Raw genomic sequence first — 26290 nt, forward strand, 5'->3', positions numbered from 1 at the left:
TCTGTCATCCGGGTTTCAGGAGTCGACCATGGGCTTTTCCGCCAGCGATATAGTGCCTTTCACCCTTGCACGCGCCAACCTCTCCGAGTTGGCCGACCAGGCGAAGGCCGGCGCCGAGAAGATCATCACCAAGAACGGCGAGAGCTACGTTGCGCTGATCGACGCCGACCGGCTGGACTACTACCACCGGCTGGAACGCGAGCGCATCCATCTGCTGCTGATCGACGATGCCAAGCGCGGACTGGCCGACATCGCCGCCGGCCACACGGTCGAAGCGGACGCGGCCATCGGCCAGCTGCAGCAGCGACGTGCCGCGTGCAGTGCGGCAAGCGCTGGCAAGCGCGCGGCCAAGAAGCGCAGCTGACCGTTGTACCGGGTCGAACTGACCGCGAGCTTCCTTGCGTGCCTGAACGCCATCGAGGCGTTCTTGCTGGAAGCCGATGCCGGTGCCGCCTTCGATGATCTGCTCGCCGAGTTGCGCACCACGGTCATCCCCAACCTGCGGCGTTTCCCACGCATAGGCCGGCGCTACCTGGACAACCCGCCGCAGTCGGCCGAGGCATTGGCGCAGTTGGCCGCGTTGCCGGTGGGCGCGCCCGATGCATTACGCAATTACCCGCATGGCGACTACCTGATGCTCTACACGGTGGTGGAGGCGTCCGCCTCCACCACCGCCACGGTGTACTTGCTCTCCATCCGGTATCACCGGCAGCTGTCGTTCGACTTCGCAAGGCTGTGGCCCGGAGGATGATGGCGGCCGGCGGGCACGTGCACCTAACGCCCGTTCTCTTTCATCCTCGGCTCCCTGGGGGGAGCGCAGGCGGAGTAATTGCCTGCGTCCTGTTCGCGCGCGCTTACTTGGCTGGAACGCGCTGGTACTCGTCGCTGCCGGTGCGCAGGTGCCCATTGGCCTGGTCGATGGCGAAGTTCACCGTTTCGCCGTCGTTGGAGACCTGCAACACGCCATCCTTATAGACGGCCGGGTAGCTCTCGGTTTTGGGCTTGCGGCTGAAGAACCGCGGCGTGGTGTTGCGCACCATGAAGGACTCGCCGTTGCGCTCGATATCCATCACCTCGTCCTGCGTTTGCACGTTGACCCAGTGGCCGACGTACTTCTCGCCTTCCACCCAGGCGCAGCCGGTCATCAGCATCGCCGCGGCCAGCGCGGCACCCATCCACTTCGTCATGTCCAGCTCTCCGGTGTTGAAATCGGCGCAAGGATGCGGCGTTGTGGCTGTATGGCAGGTCAAGATTCCAGACGTGGGCGAGCGCCTTGCGGTTCAGCCAGCGCGCGTGGAGATCATCGGCGACGGCTGAACCGGCGAGGCAGGGCGGAAGCGTGTGCTTGCATGGCATCTCAGCGCTCCGCGTCGATGACCGCGTCCATCACCGCGATCTCGGCGCCGCGCGCGCCGCAGCGCCGGGCCTGCTCTTTCCAGCCGCGCACGGCCGCGCGGACCTGCTCGATGATCTCGCCCGCCTGCGTCTTGCGCAGGCGGTAGTACGCGCAGGTGTCCAGCAGCAGCCGCATGTCGGGGGTGGGATCGTCCAGGCCGATGGCCAGCACGTGGGCGTCCTTGTCTGGATTGGGATTCACGTCGAACGCCGGCGACAGCCGCCAGCCGCCGGGCTCGCGCAGGAACCCGTGGTTGCGCAGGTGGTCGTCGCGGTTGCCGACCAGCACATTGAACGCCACGCGGCGGAACAACTGCCGCAAGTCGTCGGCGATCGCCGCGGCCACGCCGTGGTTCTCGATGGCATGGGCAAGCTCGACGTAGCTGCTGCCCTCGCTGTCGTCCACGTCCAGCAGGGTGAAGGCGGACGCGTAGGCACGGCGCGCGGTGCTGGCCCGGTCGAAGCGCTGTACCGCGTACGTGGTGCCAAGCGCGGACAGGGCGAGCTGGCGTGCGGCAGGCATGGCGATCCCCGCCGCCAGCGACAGCCGGTAGGTCACGAATTCCCACAGACCCACGTCGTGGCGGTCGTCGCTGGAAGGGAACTTGGCCAGCCACAGCGTGCCATCGGCGTCGCGCACGCTGGCCTTGGGTCTGGCGCCGCCCAACGATGCGCCGGGCGCCACCAATGGCTTGATCCATCGGATGTCATGGTCGCTGTCGTCGCTGTCGTCGCTGTCGCCGCGTTCCACGCGCACCGCAATGGCCTCCAGCGCGCGCAACTCGGTCATCGGCGGCGCGCTCGGCGCGTGGTCGTCCAGATAACGCCCGTCGCGCGAGCGCAGGCGCAGCGCGCCCATCCGGGACGCATCGTTGACGCCAATCAAGTAATCCCACGGGCGCAGCGCGCGCACCCGGCGATGGTGCTCGCGCGCATCGATTACCTCGCGCCGGTCCATCAGGTGCTTGCCCCAGCGGTCGGGCGAGCAGTCCACGAACGCGCCGGTCAACGCACTGGCGCCGTCGCGCGCGACCAACGGGCCGCGGTGCAGCGGCAACTGCGGATCCAGCGCAAAGGCGCGGATCGGCGCTGCCTGGTCCACCCAACCGTCGGCATAGTGGAACTGGAGCGTGTCGCCCGTGCGGCTGGGCCGGCGGGTCAGGTGGCCGACCAGCGCGCGGCCGCCGAGTGCGGCGTCGTCCAGCCAGACCTCGACCTGGTTGAGGTCCTGCACCTCATCGGCAGCGCAGCTCACGGCGTGGACTCCCGCTTCGCGTTCGTGCGCCGCAACTGGCTGTCCTGCAACTGGCGGCCCACCTCGTCGTGGCGGGCCAGCAGGTCGATGTCCTTGTCCAGGCCCAGCGCGGTCAGCACGCGCAGCATGGTGGACAGGCTGAGGGCAGGATCGCCGCGCTCGAGTTTGCCTACCGTGGGCACGCTCACGCCCACCCGGGCGGCGAGTTCGGCCTGAGTCATTTTTATTGACTATGCAGGCGCCCGGTCGCTCAGTCTCGGCGCCTCGATGCAGAGCAGGCGGGGCGACAGGCAGACAGGGGGATGCGGGCAGTTCCTCACCGGCACGCTACGGCAAAGCAGCCCGAAGACGGGCAGCCAGCGCAATCCGCTCCTCCGTGGCGTAGCGCACTTTCTGCCCCCCATACAGCCGGTCATTCGCGTAGCGCGGGAACACGTGCACAGGGTAGTGCCACACATCCTGATTGCCGGCCGGCCCGTTATGTTGGCGCGTGGAGATGCCTTCGCAGCCGAAGGCGGCCAGCAAAGAGGCTACTAACCAACGATATATCGATAGCAGAAAAGTGCTTTGCCGGCTGATGTATCATTTGTGCCGTGTCTTTACATTAAGGTGCCAATAAAACTATCATCTGTAATATTTATTATAACGTAAATTGCGAAAAGAGCTAAATAGCTATGAATCAAAAAACTGTCGGACTAGGCGTTCTGGCGATAGCCATCGTCGTGGGCCTTGTGTGGATGCAGCGTATCGGGAAGGATGAAGGTGTAGAAGCGAATAGTGGGAACGCTGCCCCGGCTGTATCCTCCGATGTTTCGCATTCTACCGACCCCATTCCAAGCTCCAAAGCTGTTTTATCTAACGACGCTCCGAAAAAAAAATCAGTCAGGCATCCTTTTCCAGAAGTCCCTCGAACACGAGAAGGGTTGAGCTTTAAGGATGATCCGTCCTTTGCGGAAAGTAAAGCGGAGCAGCAGTGGTTGGATCGTCATGGTTATCCCAATGAAAAGCAATGGGAAGCCTATATGCTTGCCCCAGATTTACTTTTGAAGCAGGCGGCTGAAGCCGGTGACATAGCTGCTCAAGCAATGCTTGATGCAAGGTTGCTTCCCGTCGATAAGCAAGCTCAACAGCGCCTTATTGAAGCGGGCGCTGAAGGAAATTTGTTTGCGTTGACCATGCTCGCCTCTTATCAAGGTGGAAGCAGTGGTGGAGATCCTGTGGCGGCGTACGCTTTGTCGCGCGTCACGGAAATGCGAGGTGACACACGGGCTGGAATAACAAGGGATTTGATGATAACCAAGCCGCTTTCAAATGAGCAAAGGATGCTGGGTGAAGCAGAGGCGCTACGTCTGAATGAGGCTATCGAAAAGATCTATATAGCAAAACATGGGGTTGCTCCATTTCTGGATAAACGCCCAATTGGGGTTAAATGACAGGTTCGATTTTCAATTAAGGATGATACAGTGGAGTTGAGCAAATAGTCGGCTCTGAAGAATCCCCGCCAGCATATGACCGCCGCAACGACTGCGGTGGATTTCGCCATCGGCGCGAGCACGCTGGCTTGGAGCCAAGCACGCAAAAACGCGATCCAACGCATCAGCCAGCGCAGGTTGTAGCCGGCAGCCGCATCGATGGCGTTCAGCGCATCGCCTTGCGCACCCTTGAGGCAGCAGCGGTCCAGCCGGTGCTCCTGCTTCAGATGCCCGATCACCGGTTCCACCGCCTGACGGCGCTTGATCCAGCGCCACTGCCTGCGTGTGAGCGACTTGGCCTTGCCTCGGTGCAGTATCCGTACGCCAGCCACCTCCCGCCCCCGGTCGCCCAGGTCCACGATGGCCACCTGCGGTCTTGCGGCCACGTCCTGCATCAGCGCGCTCGCCTGCTCGAGCTGCCTGGACAGCGTGTCGCCGTCGTAGGGATGACCCGGGAGGCGACGTGCGCCCACGATCAAGCCTTTCTTCGCCGTCACCGCAATGCCGACCTTCACTCCGAACTCATACGGCCTGCGTGCCTTGCCCTTGCCGATGCACTCCACTTCCGGCGCCTTCATCGCCTTGGCCGCGTTGATCGTCTGCGCCAGCAGTTTCTCCACCCCGGCCTCGCCCAGGCGCTGGCGCCGGCGCGTGAGCGAACTGGGGTCGCAGGGCAAGCGCGTCTGAAAGAACACCTCCCCGGTGAATAACTGCCAGTACGGGTTCTCCAGCCAACGCGCACACACCGCCTCGTCGGACAGGGCGTAGGTGTGCTTGAGGTAGAGCAGCCCAGCCATCAACCGGATCGGCAGGGCCGGCCGGCCACCGCGCGACGGATCAGCCGATAGGCGCGCCGAAAGGGCCTGCTCCAACGCCGACCAGGGCCTCAGCCGCCTCGGTGAGGACGTAGCGCTTGGTCAAACGCGGCGGCCCTCGGCCAGTTCCTCATCGAGAATGTCGCCGACGCTCTTGGCGGACACCTTGCCCGCAAGTCCCTCGTCGATGCGCGCTCCCAACACGGCTTTCAATTCCTGCCACGTCCGATCGGCGTCCACATCGCCGGGGAACAAGCGTTCGAGCGCGTATTGCTTGATGGTCTTGCCCTGCAACGCGGCCAGCGCCTTGAGGCTCTGGTGCTGCTGATCGCTGAGATCGATGGTCAACCGGCTCATAGAGGCCTCCAAAAATGCACAAACCCACATTAGCACATGGGGATTGAGCGCCAAAGCTGGGTGGGTGAATCGCCTAAATCCTGGATGTGCGGCGAGCGCTATGCCAGCATGCCCACGCGAGATTCATATCCTAGATGCAGTGCAAGAGGCACAGATACAGGGTTAAAAGAAATATGCCTTTCAAACAGATATTTCCTCTGGCCCCATTATTCCTGCAGGCTGCGACTAAATGGCACCTCGAACTAAAGTAACGGGGTCAGGTTTACTTATCCGGTTCCTCGGCATCGCGGAAACTGGCTGCAGCCAAGAAAGGCTTCACCCGTACGATTGTTAGTCCTCTGTACTAGAGCGTTCCCACACTGTCGGCATGTGGGCGATTGAGCGGCAGCGTCGATTGCTGGAGCGAGTGCCGGTTCGATACGGGGTTTGGAGGATGTCACCGCGGCGCCGCCGCGTTGTGCCGCCTGGATCATCTCTAACAAGCGCTCGCCACCGATCAGCTCGATCGGTTTGGCCTGTGCAAACCGTGCCGCATCTTTCGTATAGCTGCCGATACAAACGATCTTCACCGCCTGTGCCTGGTGATGCGCCAGCAGTCCATACATCTCGCGCACGACGCTAACGCCGACCTGCTGCCGCTTCCATTGCTTGCACTGCACCAGCGTGCGGTGACCGTCCTTGCGCAGGATCAAGTCGATGCCGCCGTCGGCGCCGCCCAGGCCGGTCTCTTCCACGCTGTAGCCTTGCCGGCGGAAGGCTTCGCCGACAAGTAGTTCGAATTGGCGCCAGCCGCCGGCGGCGAGGCTTTCCAGGGTGGTGCGGGTGTCCAGCAAGCGGCGGCGATGGCGTGCGCTTAGGAAGGAGAACAGCGCAGCCATCCAGCAGACGAGCAGCACGATCCAAGCAAGCGGCGCGAGCGTGCTGTCCGATTGTTGCGCGATGCCTTGCGCCAACATGCCGCCATGTTGGGAGAGCCACCATGCGAGCCCATAGCGCACAACAAGAAAGCCAGCGATGCCGGCCGCTAGTCCAAGCGGCCACGGCAATGCTGCCAGCGCGTCAAAACCGGTGTTTCCCCGTTTGCGTCCCATGCCACCCTCGTCCCATGACCAACCATAGCGCCATAATCAATGACTGTCCGTGTAGCGATTGCGCCGTCTACGAATCGAGACATCAGGTGCTTCAAGGCAGGGGAGCAACCCACGAGATTGGCTTGAGGTGATTACCGTAAGGGCCATTGCGCAGCTGAACCTCGCAGCGAATATCTGATTTTTGGATATCCAGAAGCACGCGCTACGGTGGCCGTGCGGACACCCCGTCCGCCACGTCGAGGACGGATGCCATGAAGACTTCGAAAGCTCGCATCACCTCCGCGCCGCCGTACGCCGCGCCAGCAGCCACAGCCACGCAGGAGAAACACTTCACCTTCGGCGTCACCCTGCAGCAGCTCGACCAGTTCCACGCGCTGTTGCGCACCATCACCGCGCAGAGCGACATGGTGGCGGTGTGCAGCGGGGCGCCGCTGGACGACAAGAGCGTGTCGATCCTGGGCGAGAGCAGCTTCACTGCCGCCCGCGCGGTGCGCGGGATCGTGGACGAGATCCACGCACAACGGCTGGGTGGCGATGGCCTGGCGCCGCTGTCGCAGGGGGAGCCGCGCCATGCGTAAGCCGCCTTCCCGACCCGCCGCCACACCGCGCAAGCGTGCGCCGCACCAGCCAGCGCAATTTCGCGACTGGACCATCGTGGAGCCGACGCTCACGCCGATGCTGACGCCCGAGCAGATCGCCGCCGAACTTGCCGCTGAGCAGGCCCGCGCGCCGCGCGCACCGCGCCGCACGCGCCCGCCGCAGCGGTGCAAGATGGGTTACGGCTATTACCCGGCCAGCAACCAGCTGGTGCCGGCGCTGCGCCTGCGCGGGCGCTGGCTGGAACAGCTGGGCTTTACCATCGGCAGCACGCTGCGCATCGAGGTGCGCGCCGGCGAACTGGTGGTGCGCGTGGCCGAAGCGTGCTGACGCGGCAGGCCGGCATCGGGTGCTTCCGGGGTCGAGGCGAACATGCCGAGCCTGCCGTAGAACGCCGCCGTCGCCTCGGCGTCGAGGCGGCGGTCGGGGCACAGCATCAGGCCCTGGTCGATCCGATGGGTCTGCGTTTGTGTCCCATGCGATCCCCATCCCAGATTCAAACCTGGTGCCGGAATCGGCCGTCATGCGCATTGCCGGTCGCCTTGTTTCGACGGCGCACCGCTCCAGCCGTAATGCTGGCGACGTGCTGCCATGAAGTGCGCTCTATCCCATCTTTTTTCGCTGTCCACCGCGCGAGCGTGTTCCGGCCAATCGCGCCGGCGAGCAGTTCGTTCATTGCATCACTTCTTCGGTTGCCACGATCAAGCAGACGGCATCTGGCGGTTTATTCGTCTGCCTTGTTCAAGCAAAGTGGCGTCGCAATGCAAACATTGAAAAAAATATTGACGTGTTCCAGTTCTTTCACTTCTCCCACTTCTCCTACTTCTCCTACTTCTCCCAGTTGCCCTCTGATCCAGCGCGATGCCGAGCAAGGCAGCGATCGCTGGCATGTACGCGCCGCATCCGGCGACCCGCGGCTTGAGGCGCTCGCCGAGAAACGAACACGGCCTTACATGCACGGCGTGCCAGAAGGTGATCTGCCCTCTGCAGAACGCGACATACGTTGCCGGATCAAGATGCACTTGCTGCCGAAGATCAACGATCTTGTGGAAGAGTGCAAGGATCTCGAAAATGGAAATTTTCCAGAGTACGCAACAGCGTTGGACTTGCAGAACCAGCTGGAGAAGCGCAGCCGAGGGGTGCTCATCCATGAGTGGGGGGAGAAGATCGAAGGCGGCGACGAACTGGAGAAGACCGTTAGCGACCTTGAGAAAAAGGTTGACGACTACTTCACCCGCAACCCGGGCAAGCCTCGGCCGACATTGCGGCCGACATTGCCGCCTGGGTTGCTTGCGGCGAATGCGCCCGTTCACTCAGCTGCGCTAGTTCGCTCGAATTGGTTATCCGCCCCCGCATTTGTGCCGAAAACGGCATCGGTGACGCGGCCTGGATCGCATGCCCAGATCAAGGAGGAGGTCATGAAGGCCGCCTTGCGCATGGTGAAAGTGGATGATCAGACGTCTAAATCGATGGAAGACGAAAAAAATGTGCTGAATACCAAGGTTGGAAATTTTCTCGAGGCGATCCGCCAAGGTAAGGACGTAAATATCGTGGCTGTGATCACGGCCAAGGAAAACAATGAGAACGCCACCGATTTGGTAAATGCGCTGAAGAATCTCATCAAGAAGAACCCCCAACTGCCGATGTTATAAAGCCAAGCAAGGCGCGTCAGGGCCGGAGGCCGCGCGCCGGCCCAGGTCGATGCCGATGTCGAACTGCAATTGGCGAAGCGCCCCATCGCCGCCTGCAGTGCGCGCCGCCGTATCGCCCTTGTTTCGTTCGCCGGTCGCGCTGGTGTGGTGTTCGGCGTTGCCGACGCGCTGTCCCTGGAATAGCCGTTTCGTTCGCCGTGATCCGTGTGGCGATGCTGCGACGCCCGCGGGATGCTGCGTGCAACGCTGGCGACCTTGTGCCGCCGAACTTGCGGCATCGGGAGGCATCGGTACATGCGATGGGGGTTGGACAGGTCGCTACACAGCGGCGGTAACGACACGCTGCTGCTGTCCATCCTTCTTTCACCAGGCGGCGGGCGCCGGGGGATCGTCGCCTCCGGACGGCGGCAACGACACCAGGTGTTGCCTGCATGTCTAGCACGCGCTGCCGCGCCTATGGTGAGGCGCGACAGCGGTCATGCGCGGCAGGATGCAGGCGCGGGGGGAGGGGCGCGCCTGCGATCCTGCCGCGACTTCAGCGGTACTTGTCGAACAATTGCTGGCGCACGGCGATGGTGCAGGCTTCCTTGGTCAGCAGGTGCTCGAGCGCGCTGTTGTCGTTGGGATCGCCGGAACCGAGGTCGAGCATGGACACCTGATTGCTGCCGCGGGCTTTGAACGCGGCGATGGCAGTGGTGGCGTTCTTCAGCGGGACGGTGGCGTCGTTATCCGAGCCGCACAGCAGGGTCGGGGTACGCGGCGTCCAGGACAGCAGGTCGTTGCGCTCCAGGTCGCGCAGGAACGGGTTGTTGGGGTTGCTGGCGAAGTCGTTGTAGAAGCCCGGCTGGTAGTAGCTGCGCACCTTGTCGATGCCTGGCAAGGTATCGCCTAGCGCCAGGTCGGTCAGGCTCTGCGTGCCTGGGAACAGCGCTTCCACCTTGCTGGACCACGGGTCCTGGAACACCTGCGACGGGGCGAGGTAGATGTTGTGGTACGTGCGCTGCATGCCGATCACGGCGTAGCTGCTCAGTACGATGCCGAAGGTGTTCTCACCCACGGCATTGTGGCCGCTCCAGCTGTCGCGGAAGGTCTGGCTGAGCGCATACGGGCCGGAGATCGGCGCGCTGGCGACCAGGTGGAACTCGTTGGACAGGTGCGCTTCGATCTCGCGCTGGGTGGCCATGGCGGAATGCCCGCCCTGCGAGTAGCCGGTCACCATGACCTTGCCCGACAGGGGAGTATTGAGCCGCTGCAGGAGCTGGCGCGCGGCGCGCAGTGCGTCGATGCTGGCGCTGGCTTCGGATGCGGCGTGCAGGTAGGGGTGGAACCGATAGTTCGACTGGCCGATGCCCAGGTAATCGCTGCTGACCACCGCGTAGCCCTGGGTGGCGAAGTGGGTGACCAGGATGTCGTTGCCCTTGGCGTCGCGGATGCCCTTGGCCTGTTCGGCGTGGCGCAGCGACTCGGTGCCCTGGCTGTAGCTCACCAGCGGGAAGGGGCCGGCGCACTGGCTACCGCCCGGCACCAGCAGCGCCCCGGAGGCCGTAGCGGGTTCGCCGTTGACGCCGATCGTGGCGTAGGTGAACTCGGTGAGGCGGACGTCGCACGTTGCCTGGTCGGTGGATTGCTCATCGGCCAGGATGGCGCCGATCGCTTGGTGGGTGTAGCTGGTCAGGACACTGCTCTTGAGCAGTGTGCCGCGCGCCGGTGCCGCCGACGCGGCCAGGGGCAGTGCGGCCGCCGCAACGCCAATCATGGAAAGAGCGCGCAGCGTCAGCCGGTTGCACAGTAGGGCCATGGACAACATCCTCGCAGTTGAATCCCGATTGCCGGGAGAGTAGGGAGCAAACGCTACTACGGCAGCTTGGTTATTTTTGCGACAACCAGGGCGGGATTTATCTGCGGTATTGATTCGCGCAGTAATTAGCAAATTATCGGGACGCACGCCGCCGACGAAACTTGCGGCGCGTCGGCGGCGTTGAGTGCGCAACGCCACATCGGCACGGCGATTTGAGGAAAATCCGCATTTTTCTGCCAGGTTTTTGCCTAATTCAGGCCGGGTCGCGAAATAACGCCGGATCGGCGGTTTGCCATGATCAAATATTTCATAAATATATAATCATGGATTTAAAGATAGCCGCGGTGTGCCGCTGGATAATGCGGCATCCGTTGTGCGCCGCTATCGAGCGGTTATGTCGGTCGGGCAGCGACGGAGTCACAAGGTGGCAACGTCGCCGGTCGCGCGGATGGCTGCCTGGTTTCGCATCGCCGATGACGTTGGTCGCGCATGCCACGCCACTGCCCGGCGTGAACGTGGACGTGGAAGGCGCGTGCGCATGCAGCGTGGCTGTCGGAGGCGACGCGAACCGCGTGCGGCGGGCGGGTCCCCTCGAGCGCGCGCCTGCCGGGTGGCGGACTGCGCCGCCGCGCAGGCCGGACCAACGGGGTTACCGCACCTTGTACAGCACCGCCGCGCCTGGCTTCGGTTCGAACGTGGGGACGGTCTGGCGCGTGAGCGCGGTGCCCTTTGCGTTCCACACCAGGGTCTCGGTGGGGTATTCCGCATTGCGGGTCATGCTGCCGACCTGTTTGACGATCACCGTGGAGCCGGCCTTCACGTCGGGGTTCCAGGCGAACACGCCGAGCCTGCCGTAGAACACGGCCGGCGCGTCGGCGTCGAGGCGCCGGCTATTGAATGGATTGCTCCAAGCGTCGCGGTCGGCCGTGCTGCGCAGGTGGGCCGCCGCCGTGGACGGGCCGATACTCTAGCAATCGGACCGATGGGGAATTGCAAAAGCCGCGTGATGGCGCGTGCTGCACGGCATGTCCATTCACGTTGCATGTGCTGAGCGGTGCGGGCGGCGAAAAGGCGCTTGCACAGTAGCGGCAGGCACGCAGGTGGCACGGCGACAGGCTCAATTCCGCGAGACGCTTTCGCGCCGGACCCTCACCCAACCCCTCTGCCGGTGGGAAAGGGGCTATTTGTACGGTCCCGGGCCGCGCCAGACCAGTTCGCCCTGCTTGTAGACCTGCAGCATGGTGATGACCTCGCGGGCGTCGCCGATGGCCTTCAGTTCCGGGGAGTCTGGCGGCAGCGCGCGGCATTTGCCGGAGCCGCGCTTCATCGCGATTTCCAGGGGGCAGGCCATGCGGTATTGGGTGCCGGGCAGCAGGATGAAGAATTCCTTCATGCCTTGGTCCATCCAGGCGCGCAGCAGGGTTTCGCTGCGCAGGTCGTAATAGACCAGGTAGCCGCCCAGTTCCATGCTGGGGCCGGCGTCGCTGAGGTCGCCGCGGCGGCCGCCACGACCGCCGCCGTCGCGCACCAGGCCGGCCTCGTTGGGGCCGAGGTCCTGGTCGATCGCGCCCGGCGGGCGCCCGGTCCAGGTCTCGCGGCGCCGGGTCGGTTCGGGTTCGCTGGCGGCGGCCTGGGTCTGTTGCTGCGCGGCCGGGTCCGGTTGCGGCGGTGCTGGCTGCTCTGCCGGCGTGGGCGCTGGCAGAGCGGGCGCGCTGGCGGCGGCGACCGGAGCGGGCGGCGGTACCGGGTCGTCGGCCTGCGCGACCAGGGTGGACTGCACCGGCGAGGTTGCCGGCCGCGCCTTGACCGGTGCGGGTTTGTGCTTGGGCTGCGGGCTGAGCGGCGTCTTGACCGGTGGCACGGGCTGGCGCGTGGCGCCGATGAAGTCCACCTTGGTGCGGCCGCCGCTGGCCGCGCCTTGCGGGGTGTTCATGGTGGGCGGGTCGGCCAGCAACAACAGCAGCAACATCAGCAGGTGCAGCACGGCGCTGACGATGGCGGCAATCCAGGGGTCCAGGCGTTCGACCCAGGAGGTTGCCCGGGGAGCCGCGCGATGCGACGCGTTGCTCATGCCGCCGCGGCTGCGTCGGGAATGCGGGCCTTCATGGGTGTCTGCAGGGTGCGGCCGGTGGGGCGCCATCGTAACGCGTGCGAGGCTCCGCTCGTTTGTCGGGCTGCAGCGCGCTTAACTGCTGTTGGCGCTGCCGGCATGGCCAGGCGTCCGATCCGGCGTAATGGCCGGTTCCACGCGCAGGGGTCCGCTTCCGCGGCGACAGGCCGGCGCGGCGCTGTCTTCGTCTTGGCTGCGATATCCACGGGCAACGCCCGCCACCCGCTTAAAGACGCGCGGCTGCAGCCGTCCCTAGCAAGGCCGCGACGTTGCCCTGCCCGCCAGCGGCCGCCGCAGCGCATGGTCAGCGTGGAAGGCACGTTTGCCGGCCAGCCGTGGCCGGCCACGCTGGCGCCGGATGGGCGCGGCTGGATCGATGAAGGCGCGAGCAGCGGTTGCGCTCTGCGCTCAGGCGTGGGCAGCGACCCTGAACACGTCCACTGCCAGGGTGAGCTGCGCCGACTGGTCCTCCAGCGCGCGCCCCGCGGTGCTGGCCTCTTCCACCAGCGCCAGGTTCTGCTGGGTGGTCTCGTCCATCCTGGCGATGGTCTGGTTGACCTGCGCGATGCCGTTGGCCTGCTCGCGCGATGCTGCGGAAATGTGCCCCATGATGTCGGTGACGTGCTGCACGCTGGACACGACCTGGTCCATGGTGGTGCCGGCCTTGTGCACCAGCGCGGCGCCGTGGCTCACGCGCTGCACCGAATCGTCGATCAGGGTCTTGATCTCTTTCGCCGCGCTGGACGCGCGGTGGGCGAGCGTACCCACTTCCGCGGCCACCACCGCGAAGCCTTTGCCCTGCTCGCCGGCGCGCGCGGCTTCCACCGCGGCGTTGAGGGCGAGGATGTTGGTCTGGAAGGCGATGCTGTCGATGACCGCGATGATGTCGGCGATGCGCTTGGACGCCGCCTCGATGCCATGCATGGTCTCCACCGCCTGGCCGACCACGTCGCGCCCTTCCGTGGCCACGCTGGCCGCGCCCAGCGCCAGGTGGTTGGCGCGCTGGGCGTGTTCGGCGTTTTGCTTCACGGTGGAGGTCAGCGCTTCCATCGAGGCAACGGTCTGCTCCAGGCTGGCCGCCTGCTGTTCGCTGCGCTGGGCCAGTTCCTGGTTGCCGCGGGCGATGTCCTCGGCGGCGAAGCCGATGCTGTTGGTGGTGCGCTGGATCTGGGCGACGATGTCGGTGAGCCGGTGCACGGTGCTGTTGGCGTTGTCGCGCATGGTGGCGAACACGCCGTGGAAGTTGCCGGCCATGCGCACCGTCAGGTCGCCCTCGGCGATGCCGCGCAACAGGGCGGAGAATCTGGCCAGGTTGTCGTCGGCGGTGGCCATCATGGTGTCGAGGTTCTCGACCATGGCGCGAAAGGCGTATTCGAACCTGGCCGGCTGGCCGCGGTGGGCGAAGTCGCCGGCGCAGGCGGCTTCGGCCAGCGTCTGGATCTGCACGTTGATCGCGTGCAGGTTCTGTTTCACCTGTTGCATCGCGGCGCTGATCGCGGCCTTCTCGCCGGGATAGTGCGCGATGTCCTGGCGCAGGTCGCCGATGGCGTAGCGGCCCATGATGTCGGTGATGCGCAACTGGGTCTGCACGTGGCCATCGACCAGGGCGTTGGTGTCGGCGACCATGCGCCCGTATTCGCCGGGGAACCGCTGTGCGTCCATGCGGTAGCTGATGGCGCCGACATCGTGGCGGGCGGCCATCTCGCGCTGCGCGGAGATCACGTCGTGCAGGCGTCGCTGCATCTGCTGCATCGCCCGCAGCAACTGCCCTGACTCGTCGTTGGCGGTGGAGGTGTCCGGGCTGCTCAGGTCGCCGGCGCCGATGCGCTCGGCCATGCGCAGCGACTGCAATAACGGCCGCACCACGCGGCGGGTGAGCAGCAGGGCGATCGTCGCGCCCAGCAGCAAGGCCAGCACGGTGCAGCCGATCATCAGCACGGCGAAGCCGCGCGCCATGGCCATTGCGTCCTTGGCGGCCTGGCGGTTCTTGGCTTCCTGCAGATCGATGAAGGCGTTGATGCTGGCCAGCCAGTCGACGAAGGCCGGGCGCGCCTGTTGCAGCAGCAGCGTTTGCGCTCGCTCCCTGGCGCCGGCCTCGCGCAGGCTGCGCACCTGCGCGATCAGCGGCATCGTGCGCCGTTCGATCTCCTGGATCCGTCGCAGGATGGCCTGTTCCTGCGGGTCGGCGGAGGCGCCGAGCAGGCCGTCCAGCGGTTGCGCCGCGCGCGCGTAGTCGGCAGCGAGCGCGTCGATCGCGTGCTCGGTCGCCTGCCGGCTCGCCGGGTCGTCCAGCAGCACCACGTCGCGCAGGGCGATGGCGCGGTCGTGCACGCTGCCGCGGAAATTGATCGCATAGCGCTGCTTGACGCTGTTGACCTGGTTGATGGCGGTCAGGCGCTGGTCGATGCTGTGCACGCGCTGGATGCCGACGACGGTGAGCAGGATCATCAGCACGATGATGGCGAGGAAACCGAGCGCGAGGCGCTGGCCGATGCGCAGATTCGAGAAGAGGTGCATGGGAGGGCGAGGAGCTGGGTGAAGGGGAGGAATCGATGGTGGGTGGCGGCCGGCGGGCAATAGGGTTGCGGCACCCGCGCGGCGCCTACGTTGGGGTAACCCCGCAGTAGCGGCGTCGCACGGGCGAACTGAAGCGCCACGGACGCGCGGCCCATGGGCCGCGCCGCTGGGGTGCATGGCATCCGTGACGGCGGTCACGACAATGCCATCGCCTGCGTCTGCCTATACTCGCCCGGTGTCCATCAACAGGTCTTGCGCATGCACGCGCCTTCTCGGTCCAATGCCAGCGCCGCGCCGGGCAGCCTTCGTCGCTCGGTCTCCAATACGCTCAAGGGTTCGGCCGGCAACCTGGTCGAGTGGTACGACGTCTACGTCTATTCGGTGTTCGCCGTCTATTTCGAATCGCAGTTCTTTTCCAAGGAAGACAAGAACGCCACGATGTTCGTGTGGGCGATCTTCGCGATGACCTTCCTGATGCGGCCGATCGGCGCGTGGTATTTCGGCCGTTTCGCCGACCGCTACGGCCGGCGCCTGGCGCTGACTATCTCGGTGTCGCTGATGGCGCTGTGTTCGTTCGCGATCGCGGTGACGCCTACGGTGGCCACGATCGGCGTCGCCGCGCCGATCGTGCTGTTGCTGGCGCGGCTGCTGCAGGGTTTTGCGACCGGTGGCGAGTACGGCACCAGCGCCACTTACATGTCCGAGGCGGCGATCCCCGGCCGGCGCGGCTTCCTGTCCTCGTTCCACTACGTGACCCTGGTCGGCGGCCATGTGCTGGCGCAAACCACGCTGCTGCTGATGCTGCATTTCGCCGACAAGGGCTGGGTGTCCGAATGGGGCTGGCGCCTGGCGTTCTGCCTGGGCGGCGTCGGCGCGCTGGTGGTGTTCTGGCTGCGCCGCACGATGGATGAGTCGCTGGGCTCGGACGCCATTGCCGAGGCCAAGAAGGGCGGGGCGCGTTCGGCCGGTTCGCTGCACGAGCTGTTCGTGCACCAGTGGCGGCCGCTGCTGCTGTGCTTCCTGGTGACTGCGGGCGGCACCATCGCCTTCTACACGTATTCGGTCACCGGGCCGAAAATGATCCAGACCGCGTTCGCCGGCGACGACGTGATGGCCGGCACCCTCATCAACCTGGTGGCGCTGACCGTGCTGATGCTGATGCAGCCGGTCGGCGGCTGGCTGTCGGACATTGTCGGGCGCAAGACGCTGCTGGTGTTCTTCGGCATCGGCGGCGTGCTCTACACCTGGTTCCTGGTGCTGCAACTGCCCAGGCAGAGCGACTGGCTGACCGCGTTCGCGATCCTGACCGGCGGCTTTGTGATCTTGACCGGCTATACCTCGATCAACGCGGTGGTCAAGGCCGAGCTGTTCCCCACGCACATCCGCGCGCTGGGTGTGGGCCTGGGCTACGCGCTGGCCAACTCGGCCTTCGGCGGCACTGCGCCGCTGCTGTACCAGGCCTCGCTGAAGACCGGCCACGTGACCACGTTCGTCTGGTATGCCACGGCGGTGATCGCGGTGTCGCTGGTGGTGTACATGGTCTTCCTGAGCAACAAGGGCGCGAACTGGCTCGACGACGAGCGTGCGATGCGCGAGCGCCGAGCCGCGAAGGCGGCGGCCCAGCGCGGCTGAGGCCGGCAACGTCTGCACGGGCGTGGTCTGGCCGCGCCCGTGCAGCGGCGCACCGCAATCCCGCCGACAGGGGCCGCCGTCGCAGTTTCGGCGGCATGCGTGCGACTCGGGTACCATGCAGCCCCCCTCACGGGCGTTCTCGCTCATGGCCGATTCCAAGAAGACCCCTGACACCCCCGTTACCCAGGACCAGGCCGAAGCCGCCGTGCGCACCTTGCTGCGCTGGGCCGGCGAGGACCCGGACCGCGAGGGCCTGCTGGACACGCCGCGGCGCGTGGCCGAGGCCTATGGCGACTGGTTCAGCGGTTACCAGGCCGACCCGCGCCAGTACCTGCTGCGCACGTTCGAAGAAGTGGCCGATTACGACGAAATGATCGTGCTGCGCGACATCGAATACGAAAGCCATTGCGAGCACCACATGGCGCCGATCATCGGCAAGGTGCATGTGGGCTACCTGCCGCGCGGCAAGGTGGTGGGCATCAGCAAGCTGGCGCGCGTGGTCGATGTCTACGCGCGGCGCTTCCAGGTGCAGGAGAAGATGACCGCGCAGATCGCGCAATGCATCCAGGACGTGCTGCAGCCGCTGGGCGTGGGCGTGGTGGTGGAAGGCGCGCACGAGTGCATGACCACCCGCGGCATCCACAAGCGCGGCGTCAGCATGGTCACCTCGAAGATGCTAGGCGCCTTCCGCGAGGACGCGCGCACCCGCGCCGAGTTCCTGCGCTTCATCGACGCCGGGGTGCGCTGAGCGCGCCGCGCAGTGGCGATGGCTGATAGATTGATGTATCCATAGGTCGACGGCGGCCAACGCGAGCAGCGGCATGCAGATCGAATCCATAGAAATCAAGAACTACAGGCTGTTCCGTGACACCAAGCTGACCCATGTGCCACGGCTTTGCGTTCTTGTAGGCGCCAATGGCACCGGGAAATCGACATTGTTCGACGTGTTCTCTTTCCTGAAAGACTCCCTATCCATGAACGTGGGTAAGGCGATCGCGAAGCGTGGTGGCTATCGAGAGGTTGCCAGCCGCGGTTTCGCAAACGAGCCAATCGAATTCACCCTTCAGTTCCGACTGGAGATCACCGGTAAAGAGCGGCTGGTGACATATGTGCTGAAAATCGCGCCTGGTATCGGGTCGCGCGTGGAAATCGAGCGTGAGGTGTTGCGTTATAAACGTGGCAGCTATGGTGCACCGTTCCGCTTCCTGGATTTCGCGCATGGCAAGGGGTACGCGATCACCAATGAAGAAGAGTTCTCCAAGAAGGACGAAGAACTCACCCGGGAAGAGCAGGAGTTGGATTCTCCCGACATTCTGGCTATCAAGGGTCTGGGTCAGTTCGAGCGATTCAAGGCGGCCAGTGCGTTTCGCTTGATGATCGAGAACTGGCATGTCTCCGATTTCCACGTCTCCGAAGCCAGGCCGAGCCAAGAGGATGGTTTTGCAGAGCATTTGTCGACCCGCGGGGACAACCTCCCGCTGGTTGCCAACTACCTCTACGAAAACCATCGCGATCGATTCGATCGGGTATTGCAGGCGATGAGCCGGCGCGTTCCTGGTGTGTCGGTGGTGCAGCCGCAACAGACCGTGGATGGCCGCCTCGTGTTGCGCTTCCAGGATGGAAGCTTCAAGGATCCTTTTATTGGCCGTTACGTCTCTGACGGCACAATCAAGATGTTCGCGTATCTAGTCCTGCTGAACGACCCCAAGCCCTACCCGTTGCTGGCCGTCGAAGAGCCGGAGAACCAGCTCTATCCGGAGCTTCTGCCGGATCTGGCCGAAGAGTTCCGTGAATATGCCAGGCGCGGCGGGCAAGTCTTCATTTCCACGCATTCACCGGATTTCCTGAATGCGTTGACGTTGGACGAGATCTATTGCCTGCGCAAGGAGGGTGGATTCACCACCATCACCCGTGCCAGTGACTCGGAGAATCTACGTGCGTTGTTCGAAGCAGGGGATTTGCCTGGCTATCTTTGGAAGCAGGGACTGTTCGAGGGTCTGAATCGGGACGTGGCCTAATGCAGGGACGTATCATTTTCTTGCTGGAAGAGCCTTCGATGAAGGTGTTACTGGATGGTTTGCTGCCTCGTCTGCTTCCGGGATGGGAAAAAGACCGGGATTTCCAGTGTCTGCCGCATGATGGGAAAAGCGATCTCGAGCGCAGCTTGCGGATAAAGCTACGCGAATGGCGGGTGCCGGGCGACCGTTTCGTCGTGGTGCGTGACAATGATGGCGCCGATTGCATCGACATCAAGGCGCGTCTCGTTCAGCTGTGCGCGCAGCATGGGCGCCCCGATACGCTGGTGCGACTGGTTTGCCAGGAACTGGAGGGCTGGTATATCGCAGATCTGAAGGCGTTGGCCTTGGCATTTCCCGAGCGCAAGCTTGACACCCCGGCATTGCGCAAACGATTCGCACAGCCTGATGCATGGCGAAAGCCTTCGGTGGAACTGGAACGACTGATTCCTGAGTTCCAGAAGCGAAGTGGTGCGCGACTCATGGCGGATCACTTGCGGGACGATCGAAACGGCTCGCCAAGTTTCCTCGCCTTCGTCAGCGGAGTTCGCCGCTTGGCGACGCAGATGGGTTACGCCGCCGCGCCATGAAACACCGCGCCCGCATCGCCCGCTACCGCACCCTGCGCGAACAGCCGCTGTGGAAGCTGCTCGCCGCCGACCAGGCGCCGGAAGTCATCGGACTGCTGCAGTCCCTGTTGCTGGACAGCGAACGCCGGCTGCCGGCGGCGGTGCTGCACGAACGCCTGCAGCGCATGCTCGACGAACTCAATGCCGAGCAGCTGTCGCGCGAGCTGCCGCGCACCGCGCAGGCGTATGTGGCGCACTGGCTGGCGCAGGGCTGGCTGGAGCGGCGGCTGCCGGACGGCGCGCAGCAGGAAGAATACGAACTGTCCACCCAGGCCACGCAGGCGATCCGCTTCGCCGATGGCCTGGAGCATGCGCGCGGCGCGGCCACCGAGAGCCGTTTGGCATTGGTGATGCAGCAGCTGGCGCAGCTGGCGGCGCTGACCGAGACCAATCCGGACGCGCGCCTGTCGGCATTGCGCGACGAGCGCGACCGCATCGATGCGGAGATCGCGCGGGTCTCCAAGGGCAAGGTCGCGGCGCTGGACGGTAAGCGCGCGCTGGAACGCGCGCGCCAGGTGATCGCGCTGGCCGACGAGTTGACCGAGGATTTCCGCCGCGTGCGTGACGATTTCGAGCAGCTCAACCGCGACTTCCGCGAGCGCATCATCGACGACGAGGGCGAGCGCGGCGAGATCCTGGGCAAGCTGTTCGAAGGCGTGGACGTGATCGGCGACAGCGATGCCGGGCGCAGTTTCCAGGCGTTCTGGGCCTTGCTCAACGATGCCGAGCAGAGCGCGCAGCTCGACGCGGCGCTGGAGACGGTGCTGGCGCGCTCGTTCGCGCGCAAGCTCGACCGCCGCGAGCGCGGCTTCCTGCGCGGGCTCACCGGCACCATGCTCGAGCGCGGCGGCCAGGTCCACGACGTGATGCAGCATTTCGCGCGTAGCCTGCGCGGCTTCGTGCAGAGCCGCGGCTACCTGGAGCAGCGCCGGCTCAACCAGTTGCTCAAGCAGGCGCAGGCAGAGGCCTTGGCGTTGCGCGATCACTTTCCCGCACAGCGCGGCATCGGCCGCGATCTCAACCTCACCACCGGCCGCCTGCGCTCGCTGGCGCAATGGCGGCTGCACGACCCGCGCCAGCAGCAGGTCGAGGGCGGCATCCAGCGCAACGAGGCGGCGGCGATTTCGCTGGACAGCGTCGGCGACCTGGTAGCGCAGTCGGAAATCGACTTCCGCAGCCTGCGCCGCGATCTGTTCGACCTGCTCGCCGAGCAGCCGCAACTGTCCATCGCCCAGGTGCTGACGCAGCGCGAGGCCAGCCAGGGCCTGGGCAGCGTGATCGGTTACCTGTCGCTGGGTACCCGCCATGGCGTGGTCGCCTCCGGCCAGCACGAGATCGCGCAATGGCGCGGCGGCGACGGCCAGTGGCGCCGCGCGCGCATTCCGTTGGTGTGGTTTACCCAGGAGAAACGCCATGAACTGGCATGACCACGAATTGGATGCCGAGCAGGAACGCCTGCCGGACGCGGCCGACAACGCGGCGCCCGACGCCGGCACCGGCCTGTTCCCCGGCGACAGCGGGCGCCTGCCGGTGGAAGCGCGGCGCGCGCTGTGCCAGCTGCTCAGCGGCCCTAGCGTGGACGCACAGCGCCACAGCAAGCTGTGGCCGGCGCTGCTGCGCAGCGAGGCAGCGATCCGTAGCGCCCTGGCCGACCTGTTCCTGGAACTGGTGCTGGACCGCGAAGCCGGCATCGCCTTCACCCGCCAGGCCGACACCGGCGAACTGGAAGCGCCGGTGCTGCTGCGCTCCTCGCCGCTGACCTTCATCGATTCGGTGCTGCTGCTGTACCTGCGCCAGCAACTGGCCGAAGCCGATGCGCGCGGCCTGCGCGCGGTGGTGGAGGACGCGCAGCTGGGCGAAGCGCTGGCGGTGTACGAGAAGAACCTGTCCACCGACCGCGCCGGTTTCCTGCGCCGGGTCGGCAATGCCGTGCAGAAGATGAAGGACAACCACATCCTGACCCGCCTGCGCGGCGAAGACGAACGCTACGAAGTCTCGCCGGCGCTGAAGCTGCTGTTCTCGGCCGAGGACGTGGCTGCGCTGGCGCAGGTGTACCGCCAGCTGCGCGAAGGCCCGGGCAGCGGCGAGGATGCCACCGAGGCTGCACAGGACGCCTAGGCTGCGCGTTGGCCGGCGCGGACTGCCGCGAAAGCGCCCGCCCCGGCTTGGTTCCGTGCGTCCGCGTCCCTAGACTGTGCCGATGAAATCCTCCGCTTCCACGCTTGGCCTGTTCGCCGGCGATCAGCCCGATCCGCGCCTCCAGCAGTTCCGCATGCGCCGCCTGCAGGTGCACAACTGGGGCACGTTTTCCGGCCTGACCGAGATCCCGATCGCCGCGCGCGGTTTCCTGTTCGTCGGCCGCTCCGGCTCGGGCAAGTCCACCTTGCTCGATGCGATGTCGGCCTTGCTGACGCCGCCGAGCATCGTCGATTTCAACGCCGCCGCGCGCGAGGCCGAGCGCAGCGGCCGCGACCGCAACCTGGTCTCCTACGTGCGCGGCGCCTGGGCCGACCAGCAGGACAGCGAATCGGGCGAGATCGCCACCCAGTACCTGCGCAAGGGCGCCACCTGGACCGCGCTGGTGCTGGAATACCGCAATGGCGAAGACCGCGTGGTCAGCCTGGTGCGGCTGTTCTGGATCGCCGGCAACGGCACCGCCGCGGCCGACGTGCGCAAGCACTACATGGTGGCCGAGCGCGCGTTCGACATCGCCGCCGACCTGGACGGTTTCGACCTGGACCTGCGCAAGCTCAAGCAGCGCCTGCACGACGTGCACCATTTCGACAGCTTCGCCGGCTATGCCGAACGCTTCCGCCACCAGCTCGGCATCGGCAACGAGATGGCGCTGCGGCTGCTGCACAAGACCCAGTCGGCGAAGAACCTGGGCGACCTCAACGCCTTCCTGCGCGGCTTCATGCTCGAGGAACCGAAGACCTTCGACGCCGCCGAGCGCCTGGTCGGCGACTTCGCCGAACTCGACGGCGCGCATCAGGCGGTGGTGACCGCGCGCCGCCAGGTCGAGACCCTGCTGCCGGCGCGCGCGCACCACGCCGAGCTGATGGCGGTGCGCCGCCAGCGCAGCGAACTGGACGAACTCAAGCTCGGCATCGACAGCTACCGCGAGCAGCGCCGCTTGGCGTTGCTGGATGCACGGCTGCAGGAACTGGATACCCAGGACCGCGGCCTGGCCGGCGAGGAAGGGCAACGCCGCGCCGTGCTGGAGAACCATCAGCGGCGCCTGGACGACCTGGAAGCGCAGCGCCGCGCGCAGGGCGGCGAGCGCATCGATGCGCTGGAACGCGAGCGCGGCCAGCAGGAAACCGAGCGCGACCGCCGCGCCGCCAAGCGCACCCAGGCCGAGCAGGCCTGCCGCCAGCTGGAACAGGTGCTGGCCGGCAGCGCGCAGGGCTTCGCCGAGCAGGCCGCACAGGCGCGCGCGGCGCTGGAGGACGGCACGCGCGCGGCCGCCGAACTCGACGAGGCGATCGGCCAGCGCATCGCCGGCAAGGCCGAGGACGCCAGGCGCTTTGCCGAAGTGCGCGCCGAGATCGACGCGCTCAAGCGCACTCCATCCAATATTCCTGCGCCGATGCAGGCGCTGCGCGCGCGCCTGAGCGCCGACACCGGCGTACCCGAGGCCGCTTTGCCGTTCGTCGGCGAGCTGCTGCAGGTGCGCAGCGAGGACGCCGACTGGCGCGGCGCCATCGAGCGCGTGCTGCACGGCTTCGCGCAATCGCTGCTGGTGGACGAACGCCACTACGCCGACGTGGCCGACTGGGTCAACCGCACCCATCTGGGCATCCGCCTGGTCTATTACCGGGTGCGCGACAACGAGCACGCCCTGCCTGGGCGCGCGCCGGCCGCCGGCTCGTTGCTGCACAAGCTGGAACTGCGCGAGCACGCCTTCGCCGGCTGGCTGCGCCGCGAGCTGGGCAAGCGCTTCGACTACGACTGCGTGGACAGCGCCACGGCGCTGCGCCATGCCGAGCGCGCGATCACCCGCGAAGGCCAGGTCAAGCATCCGGGCGAGCGCTACGAGAAGGACGACCGCCATGCGGTGAACGATCGCCGGCGCTGGCTGCTGGGCTTCGACAACCGCGACAAGCTGGCTTTGTTCGAAGAGGAGGGCTTGGCGCTGGCGCAGCGCATCGCCGCCTGCGACGCCGACGTGGCCGCGCTGCGCGTGCGCCGCGAACGCGACGGCACGCGGCGCTTGGCCCAGCACACCCTGGCCAACCTGGCCTGGGACGAGATCGACGTAGCCGCGCCGTTGCAGCGCCTGGACGACATCGCCACGGCGCTGCGCCAGTTACGCGAGGGCGATGCGAACCTGCGTGCGCTGGGCGAGGCGATCGACCATGCGCGCGCGGACATCAAGCAGGCCGAGCGCACTTTCGATGGCGTGCGCGAAGAGCGGATCGCCCTCGGCGTCGAACGGTCGCGGTTGGAAAAGCAGCGGCTGTCCTGCGCCGACGCGGAGGCGCGCGTGGTCACGCCGCTGCAGCGGCAGGGGCTGGACGCGCGCCTCGCTGGCCTGGGCGTGCTGAGCCTGGACAATCTCGAGGCGCATTTTCGCCAGATCGGCAATGCCATCGTCGAGCAGACCAGCGCCAGCGACAAGGAACACAACCGCCTGGAGCAACTGCTGCTCGGCTGCTTCCGCCGCTACTGCCAGCAATGGCCTGAAGACAGCGGCGATTTCACCGTCAGCCTGAGCAGCGCGGAGGACTTCCTCGCGCGCCTGCAGCGCCTGGAACGCGACGGCCTGCCGCAGCACGAGGCGCGCTTCTTCGAGCTGCTGCAGAGCCAGAGCAAGAACAACCTGCTGGCCTTGCAACGGCATACCGCGGAGGCGCGCAAGTCCATCGCCCAGCGCCTGGACGAGGTCAACGCCAGCCTGGAACAGGTGCCGTTCAACCGCGGCACCTTGCTGACCATCGAACTGGGCGACCGCCGCCTGCCGGAAGTGATCGAGTTCCACCAGCGCCTGCGCGACGTGCTCGGCCACCACCAGACCGAGCAGCGCGAACTGGCCGAACAGCAGTTTGCGGTGCTGCGCGAACTGGTGCGCCGGCTCGGTTCGCAGGACGGCGAGGACAAGCGTTGGCGCGAGCTGGTGCTGGACGTGCGCCTGCACGTGGAGTTCGTCGGCGTCGAGCTCAATGCCGCCACCCGCCAGCAGGTGGAGATCTACCGCAGCGGCGCCGGCAAGTCCGGCGGCCAGCGGCAGAAGCTGGCCACCACTTGCCTGGCCGCCGCGTTGCGCTACCAGCTCGGTGGCGAGGACGGCGAACTGCCGCGTTACTGCGCGGTGGTGCTGGACGAAGCCTTCGACAAGGCCGACAACGAGTTCACCGCGCTGGCAATGAACATCTTCGAGAATTTCGGCTTCCAGATGGTGGTGGCCACGCCGCTGAAGTCGGTGATGACGCTGGAGCCGTTCATCGGCGGCGCCTGTTTCGTCGAGATCAGCGGCCGCCACGATTCGGGCGTGCTGTTGATCGAGTACGACGAGGAGGCACGCCGGCTCAAGCTGCCCGAACGCACGCGCGGCACGGCCACGCCAAGCGATGCGGTGCCAGCGCCGGAAGCGGAACAAGCCGGCGCCGCGTCGAGCCGCCTTGCGGCCGGCGATGCCGGTGACCTTACGGTTTCCGCCAGCGCCACGTCGGCCACAGCGCGCACGTCACGCACGCCGCGTCCCCCGGCCGAGCCGAGCAAGCCGCCGAGGGCCTGACCGGGATGGCGCGCGCCAACGCCATGCTGCTTCCCGATGCCGTGCTCGCCGCCTTGCGCGGGCAATGGCGGCTGCACCGCGGCGCCTGGCTGCTCGGCGAGGCCGCGCCGCAACCGATCTCGCTGCGCATGCCGACCCAGGCCCATGCCAGCGCCGGATTCGATGCGTTCGGCGCCTGGCTGCGCGCCTGGCGCACCACGCCGTTGCCGGGGCATGTGGAATGGCGCGATGTGAAATGGCCGCAGCTCGGCGCGCAATGCCTGCCGCACGCCTGGCAGCCGAACGCCGATGAGGCCGCGCTGGCGCTGGGCGAACACGCGCGCTGGCAGCGCGCACGCCAGCGCAGCGCAGCGCTCGTCGCGCGCTGGCCGCAGGCACTGGGGTTTGCCGCGCGCCTGCGCCGGCAGTTCGATCTGCTTGCCGATGCGCCGGAAGCGGATTTCGAGCGCTTGCTTGCGGTGGTCGATTGGCTGCATGCACATCCGCACAGCGGCCTGTTCCTGCGCCAGTTGCCGATCGCCGGCATCGACAGCAAATGGATCGAGCCGCGCCGCGGGGTCATCGCCGACTGGCTGGCCGGGCTGCGCGGCAGCGCCGAACCGCGCAGCTTCGACAGCCTGTCCGGACTACGCCGCGCGCCCGACCGGGTGCGCCTGCGCCTGCTCGATCCGGACCTGCGCGCGCGGCTCGGCGGGCTGGACGACATCCAGGCGCCGATCGCGCAGATCGCCGCGCTGCAGCTGCCGGTGCGGCAGGTGCTGATCGTGGAGAACCGCGAGACCGGCCTGGCCTGCGAGGACCTTCCCGGCACGCTGCTGCTGCTGGCGCGTGGCTACGCGGTGGACTACGTGCGCGCCATCGACTGGCTGCAGGCAGTGCCGCTGTACTACTGGGGCGACATCGACACCCACGGCCTGGCGATCCTGCATCGCCTGCGCCGGCATGCGCCACGGACGGTCGCGCTGTTGATGGACGAAACCACCTTGCGCGCTACGCCATCCGAGCTGTGGGGACACGAGCGCCGCCAGCATCGCGCGCAGCGGCTGGACGCGCTCAGCACCGCCGAGCAGGCCTTGTACACCGGCCTGCGCAGCGGCCGCTTCGGCCCCGCGCCGCGCCTGGAGCAGGAGCGCATCGCCTGGGACTACGCATGGCCGCGCATCCGCGCTGCGCTGGCCGGAGAGCGCGACGAACTGTGCGCGATCGTCAGCTGATTCG

Annotated in this window: 24 protein-coding genes and 2 pseudogenes; 15 read left to right on the forward strand and 11 right to left on the reverse strand. The window is 66.1% G+C overall.

Annotated features, from left to right (window positions below; genetic code table 11):
- The first annotated feature begins 28 nt into the window (after positions 1-28).
- Entirely contained in the window at positions 29-364 is a 336-nt protein-coding gene (locus tag E4A48_RS17450) for a type II toxin-antitoxin system Phd/YefM family antitoxin (protein WP_039004827.1), read from the forward strand.
- 3 nt (positions 365-367) lie between these two features.
- Positions 368-751 carry a type II toxin-antitoxin system RelE/ParE family toxin gene (locus E4A48_RS17455; protein WP_142742865.1) on the forward strand — a complete coding sequence of 128 codons (384 nt, stop codon included), beginning with the start codon at positions 368-370 and terminating at the stop codon, positions 749-751.
- A 103-nt stretch (positions 752-854) separates the two neighbouring features.
- Here the strand turns inward: E4A48_RS17455 and E4A48_RS17460 are convergent, their stop codons facing one another.
- A complete protein-coding gene (locus E4A48_RS17460) occupies positions 855-1187 on the reverse strand; it encodes a hypothetical protein (protein WP_142742866.1) in 333 nt (110 codons plus the stop codon).
- On the opposite strand from E4A48_RS17460, the gene E4A48_RS21295 reads away from it, so the two are divergent.
- Complete coding sequence (locus tag E4A48_RS21295) at positions 1186-1317, forward strand: hypothetical protein (RefSeq protein ID WP_256058226.1); 132 nt, start codon at positions 1186-1188, stop codon at positions 1315-1317. The two genes, E4A48_RS17460 and E4A48_RS21295, sit on opposite strands and share 2 nt — an antisense overlap.
- A 40-nt stretch (positions 1318-1357) precedes the next feature.
- Here E4A48_RS21295 and E4A48_RS17465 read toward each other — a convergent pair whose 3' ends face one another.
- Both E4A48_RS17465 and E4A48_RS17470 read right to left on the reverse strand, forming a co-directional pair.
- Entirely contained in the window at positions 1358-2650 is a 1293-nt protein-coding gene (locus E4A48_RS17465) for a type II toxin-antitoxin system HipA family toxin (RefSeq protein WP_221887386.1), read from the reverse strand.
- Positions 2647-2871 carry a helix-turn-helix transcriptional regulator gene (locus E4A48_RS17470; RefSeq protein ID WP_068830466.1) on the reverse strand — a complete coding sequence of 75 codons (225 nt, stop codon included), beginning with the start codon at positions 2869-2871 and terminating at the stop codon, positions 2647-2649. The genes E4A48_RS17465 and E4A48_RS17470 overlap by 4 nt, the downstream gene beginning before the upstream one ends.
- 453 nt (positions 2872-3324) lie before the next feature.
- On the opposite strand from E4A48_RS17470, the gene E4A48_RS17480 reads away from it, so the two are divergent.
- The gene (locus tag E4A48_RS17480) at positions 3325-4083 is read left to right on the forward strand and encodes a hypothetical protein (RefSeq protein WP_260607985.1); all 759 of its coding nucleotides are present in this window, start codon (positions 3325-3327) and stop codon (positions 4081-4083) included.
- A gap of 125 nt (positions 4084-4208) precedes the next feature.
- Here the strand turns inward: E4A48_RS17480 and E4A48_RS17485 are convergent.
- The 3 genes and pseudogenes from E4A48_RS17485 to E4A48_RS17495 all read right to left on the reverse strand — a co-directional run.
- Positions 4209-5006 (reverse strand): annotated as a pseudogene (locus E4A48_RS17485) (transposase); the annotation flags it as partial.
- A 33-nt stretch (positions 5007-5039) separates the two neighbouring features.
- The gene (locus E4A48_RS17490; protein ID WP_039008653.1) at positions 5040-5294 is read right to left on the reverse strand and encodes an antitoxin; all 255 of its coding nucleotides are present in this window, start codon (positions 5292-5294) and stop codon (positions 5040-5042) included.
- A 266-nt stretch (positions 5295-5560) separates the two neighbouring features.
- Complete coding sequence (locus E4A48_RS17495) at positions 5561-6385, reverse strand: restriction endonuclease (RefSeq protein ID WP_142742867.1); 825 nt, start codon at positions 6383-6385, stop codon at positions 5561-5563.
- Between the two features lie 251 nt (positions 6386-6636).
- Between E4A48_RS17495 and E4A48_RS17500 the strand changes: the two genes are divergently transcribed.
- Positions 6637-6963, forward strand: a complete 327-nt coding sequence (locus E4A48_RS17500; RefSeq protein ID WP_260607986.1) for a hypothetical protein — start codon at positions 6637-6639, stop codon at positions 6961-6963.
- Positions 6956-7312, forward strand: coding sequence for a SymE family type I addiction module toxin (locus tag E4A48_RS17505; protein ID WP_142742868.1), 357 nt, complete (start codon positions 6956-6958; stop codon positions 7310-7312). The genes E4A48_RS17500 and E4A48_RS17505 overlap by 8 nt, the downstream gene beginning before the upstream one ends.
- A gap of 166 nt (positions 7313-7478) precedes the next feature.
- Here E4A48_RS17505 and E4A48_RS17510 read toward each other — a convergent pair whose 3' ends face one another.
- Entirely contained in the window at positions 7479-7658 is a 180-nt protein-coding gene (locus E4A48_RS17510; protein WP_142742869.1) for a hypothetical protein, read from the reverse strand.
- 85 nt (positions 7659-7743) lie between these two features.
- Between E4A48_RS17510 and E4A48_RS21300 the strand changes: the two genes are divergently transcribed.
- Entirely contained in the window at positions 7744-8634 is an 891-nt protein-coding gene (locus E4A48_RS21300) for a hypothetical protein (protein ID WP_260607987.1), read from the forward strand.
- A gap of 535 nt (positions 8635-9169) precedes the next feature.
- Here E4A48_RS21300 and E4A48_RS17520 read toward each other — a convergent pair.
- The 4 genes and pseudogenes from E4A48_RS17520 to E4A48_RS17535 form a co-directional block, all read right to left on the reverse strand.
- Positions 9170-10432, reverse strand: a complete 1263-nt coding sequence (locus tag E4A48_RS17520; RefSeq protein WP_039004833.1) for an alpha/beta hydrolase family protein — start codon at positions 10430-10432, stop codon at positions 9170-9172.
- Positions 10433-11081: 649 nt separating this feature from the next.
- Positions 11082-11321, reverse strand: a pseudogene (locus tag E4A48_RS17525) (hypothetical protein); the annotation flags it as partial.
- Between the two features lie 291 nt (positions 11322-11612).
- On the reverse strand, positions 11613-12503 hold the full coding sequence (locus E4A48_RS21460; protein WP_142742870.1) for a type II toxin-antitoxin system RelE/ParE family toxin: 891 nt from the start codon (positions 12501-12503) through the stop codon (positions 11613-11615).
- Positions 12504-12950: 447 nt separating this feature from the next.
- Positions 12951-15059 (reverse strand): methyl-accepting chemotaxis protein, encoded by a 2109-nt coding sequence (locus E4A48_RS17535; RefSeq protein ID WP_058196490.1) that lies wholly within the window; start codon positions 15057-15059, stop codon positions 12951-12953.
- Positions 15060-15317: 258 nt separating this feature from the next.
- Here E4A48_RS17535 and E4A48_RS17540 point away from each other — a divergent pair, with 258 nt between their 5' ends.
- The 8 genes from E4A48_RS17540 (at position 15318) to E4A48_RS17575 (ending at position 26286) form a co-directional block, all read left to right on the forward strand.
- The gene (locus tag E4A48_RS17540; RefSeq protein WP_039004836.1) at positions 15318-16691 is read left to right on the forward strand and encodes an MFS transporter; all 1374 of its coding nucleotides are present in this window, start codon (positions 15318-15320) and stop codon (positions 16689-16691) included.
- A 145-nt stretch (positions 16692-16836) separates the two neighbouring features.
- Entirely contained in the window at positions 16837-17439 is a 603-nt protein-coding gene (folE, locus tag E4A48_RS17545; protein WP_039004837.1) for a GTP cyclohydrolase I FolE, read from the forward strand.
- A gap of 73 nt (positions 17440-17512) precedes the next feature.
- Positions 17513-18709, forward strand: coding sequence for an AAA family ATPase (locus E4A48_RS17550; protein ID WP_039004838.1), 1197 nt, complete (start codon positions 17513-17515; stop codon positions 18707-18709).
- Positions 18709-19296, forward strand: a complete 588-nt coding sequence (locus E4A48_RS17555; RefSeq protein ID WP_081044671.1) for a DUF4276 family protein — start codon at positions 18709-18711, stop codon at positions 19294-19296. The genes E4A48_RS17550 and E4A48_RS17555 overlap by 1 nt, the downstream gene beginning before the upstream one ends.
- Entirely contained in the window at positions 19293-20762 is a 1470-nt protein-coding gene (locus tag E4A48_RS17560; protein ID WP_039004840.1) for a DUF3375 domain-containing protein, read from the forward strand. The genes E4A48_RS17555 and E4A48_RS17560 overlap by 4 nt, the downstream gene beginning before the upstream one ends.
- Positions 20749-21453 (forward strand): DUF4194 domain-containing protein, encoded by a 705-nt coding sequence (locus E4A48_RS17565; protein WP_039004841.1) that lies wholly within the window; start codon positions 20749-20751, stop codon positions 21451-21453. Before E4A48_RS17560 ends, E4A48_RS17565 begins: the two co-directional genes overlap by 14 nt.
- Before the next feature lie 82 nt (positions 21454-21535).
- Positions 21536-25072: an ATP-binding protein gene (locus E4A48_RS17570; protein WP_260607988.1), complete on the forward strand. Its 3537-nt coding sequence runs from the start codon at positions 21536-21538 to the stop codon at positions 25070-25072.
- A gap of 5 nt (positions 25073-25077) precedes the next feature.
- Positions 25078-26286, forward strand: a complete 1209-nt coding sequence (locus E4A48_RS17575) for a Wadjet anti-phage system protein JetD domain-containing protein (RefSeq protein ID WP_039004842.1) — start codon at positions 25078-25080, stop codon at positions 26284-26286.
- Positions 26287-26290: the final 4 nt, after the last annotated feature.

The sequence above is a fragment of the Xanthomonas translucens pv. cerealis genome (assembly GCF_006838285.1).
GTDB lineage: Bacteria > Pseudomonadota > Gammaproteobacteria > Xanthomonadales > Xanthomonadaceae > Xanthomonas_A > Xanthomonas_A cerealis.

Bases quoted from the DNA above. Each gene is read 5' to 3' on its own strand.
- E4A48_RS17450 (WP_039004827.1), top strand. From the start codon at position 29: ATGGGCTTTTCCGCCAGCGATATAGTGCCTTTCACCCTTGCACGCGCC.
- E4A48_RS21295 (WP_256058226.1), top strand. From the start codon at position 1,186: ATGTCCAGCTCTCCGGTGTTGAAATCGGCGCAAGGATGCGGCGTTGTG.
- E4A48_RS17460 (WP_142742866.1), bottom strand. From the start codon at position 1,187: ATGACGAAGTGGATGGGTGCCGCGCTGGCCGCGGCGATGCTGATGACC.
- E4A48_RS17470 (WP_068830466.1), bottom strand. From the start codon at position 2,871: ATGACTCAGGCCGAACTCGCCGCCCGGGTGGGCGTGAGCGTGCCCACG.
- E4A48_RS17480 (WP_260607985.1), top strand. From the start codon at position 3,325: ATGAATCAAAAAACTGTCGGACTAGGCGTTCTGGCGATAGCCATCGTC.
- E4A48_RS17490 (WP_039008653.1), bottom strand. From the start codon at position 5,294: ATGAGCCGGTTGACCATCGATCTCAGCGATCAGCAGCACCAGAGCCTC.
- E4A48_RS17495 (WP_142742867.1), bottom strand. From the start codon at position 6,385: ATGGGACGCAAACGGGGAAACACCGGTTTTGACGCGCTGGCAGCATTG.
- E4A48_RS17500 (WP_260607986.1), top strand. From the start codon at position 6,637: ATGAAGACTTCGAAAGCTCGCATCACCTCCGCGCCGCCGTACGCCGCG.
- E4A48_RS17505 (WP_142742868.1), top strand. From the start codon at position 6,956: ATGCGTAAGCCGCCTTCCCGACCCGCCGCCACACCGCGCAAGCGTGCG.
- E4A48_RS17510 (WP_142742869.1), bottom strand. From the start codon at position 7,658: ATGAACGAACTGCTCGCCGGCGCGATTGGCCGGAACACGCTCGCGCGG.
- E4A48_RS21300 (WP_260607987.1), top strand. From the start codon at position 7,744: ATGCAAACATTGAAAAAAATATTGACGTGTTCCAGTTCTTTCACTTCT.
- E4A48_RS17520 (WP_039004833.1), bottom strand. From the start codon at position 10,432: ATGGCCCTACTGTGCAACCGGCTGACGCTGCGCGCTCTTTCCATGATT.
- E4A48_RS21460 (WP_142742870.1), bottom strand. From the start codon at position 12,503: ATGAGCAACGCGTCGCATCGCGCGGCTCCCCGGGCAACCTCCTGGGTC.
- E4A48_RS17535 (WP_058196490.1), bottom strand. From the start codon at position 15,059: ATGCACCTCTTCTCGAATCTGCGCATCGGCCAGCGCCTCGCGCTCGGT.
- E4A48_RS17540 (WP_039004836.1), top strand. From the start codon at position 15,318: ATGCACGCGCCTTCTCGGTCCAATGCCAGCGCCGCGCCGGGCAGCCTT.
- folE (WP_039004837.1), top strand. From the start codon at position 16,837: ATGGCCGATTCCAAGAAGACCCCTGACACCCCCGTTACCCAGGACCAG.
- E4A48_RS17550 (WP_039004838.1), top strand. From the start codon at position 17,513: ATGCAGATCGAATCCATAGAAATCAAGAACTACAGGCTGTTCCGTGAC.
- E4A48_RS17555 (WP_081044671.1), top strand. From the start codon at position 18,709: ATGCAGGGACGTATCATTTTCTTGCTGGAAGAGCCTTCGATGAAGGTG.
- E4A48_RS17560 (WP_039004840.1), top strand. From the start codon at position 19,293: ATGAAACACCGCGCCCGCATCGCCCGCTACCGCACCCTGCGCGAACAG.
- E4A48_RS17565 (WP_039004841.1), top strand. From the start codon at position 20,749: ATGAACTGGCATGACCACGAATTGGATGCCGAGCAGGAACGCCTGCCG.
- E4A48_RS17570 (WP_260607988.1), top strand. From the start codon at position 21,536: ATGAAATCCTCCGCTTCCACGCTTGGCCTGTTCGCCGGCGATCAGCCC.
- E4A48_RS17575 (WP_039004842.1), top strand. From the start codon at position 25,078: ATGGCGCGCGCCAACGCCATGCTGCTTCCCGATGCCGTGCTCGCCGCC.